The organism is Psychrobacter sp. SHUES1 (genome assembly GCF_001652315.1).
In the GTDB taxonomy this organism is placed as follows: domain Bacteria; phylum Pseudomonadota; class Gammaproteobacteria; order Pseudomonadales; family Moraxellaceae; genus Psychrobacter; species Psychrobacter faecalis.
The window spans coordinates 1-1,044 of sequence record NZ_LXWA01000009.1 but is presented as its reverse complement, the minus strand read 5'-3'; the positions used below and the strand labels follow the sequence as shown (position 1 = coordinate 1,044).

The window sequence follows — 1,044 nt, the reverse complement described above, 5'->3', positions numbered from 1 at the left end:
TAAAAAGACTTAAACTGTCGATACCGCAGTTGATAAAACAGTACCAAGATGGTCATCATCTCTGATACACTTATCTTGCATGCTCTTAGCCGTTGACGGCCCGTTGCGATTAAGTGAGCCTCAAACTCAGGTTTGAATTGCTGATAAAAGTCGTCAATATGGCAGTATAGTTCGGTTAGGTTGTCCATGTAAGAAGTCCTTTTTGCTTAAGTGGTCTTGGTAAACTTACTTTAGCAACTTTGGACTTCTTTTTTTATCTTTTTTTGAGCCCTTATCCCGAACTGGGGTTATCTAAGTAATATCGTTGTTCACTCTTGTCTAATGTAGTTTCTTGAAGTTGAAAGGGTCTATGTAGCGCAGCTGAGACCATCCCGAATTCTGTGTAACTGCCATTTAGATTAAATGCTTACTGATACGGTCATCAAACATAATCATAAAACGATTCAGAGCAGACGTCCAGTTACGGATTGGCATCGACCACTTCTTGGATGCCTGCTGTGTTGCTAGATATACCACTTTAAACGCTGCCTGATCAGAGGGAAATACCTTACGCTTATTCACCGCCGTACGAATCACGCTGTTTAGCGACTCAATAGCATTGGTGGTATATATGACTTTTCTGATGTCTTTAGGGTAACCAAAGAACACCGTGAGGCCCTCCCAGTTATTACGCCAAGACTTGATGACATGTGGGTACTCTGTGCCCCAAGTCTCATCAAAGTGTTCAAGATTGGCCTCTGCTATCTCAAGCGTATCAGCGCCGTAGATGGCTTTTAAATCAGCCGCTATTGCCTTCTTATCTGTCCAAGGTACAAACTTCATCGAATAGCGCACCATATGTACGATACACAGCTGAACCTTGGCTTTGGGATAAACGGTATTGATGGCATCAGGGAAGCCCTTTAGACCATCAACACAAGCGATTAGGATATCTTGTACCCCGCGGTTTTGTAGTTCAGTGAGAACGCCAAGCCAGAACTTAGCGCCTTCATTCTCTGATAGCCACATGCCAAGCAGCTCTTTTCTACCATCAAGTCCCACGCC

The 1,044-nt window shown here is 43.6% G+C and carries 1 protein-coding gene and 1 pseudogene; both read right to left on the bottom strand.

The features are described from left to right. Window positions 1-188 (bottom strand): annotated as a pseudogene (locus A7325_RS00380) (IS982 family transposase); the annotation flags it as partial. Window positions 189-393: 205 nt separating this feature from the next. Next, on the bottom strand, window positions 394-1,044 hold a 651-nt coding region (locus A7325_RS00375; RefSeq protein ID WP_156508465.1), incomplete at its 5' end, for an IS256 family transposase.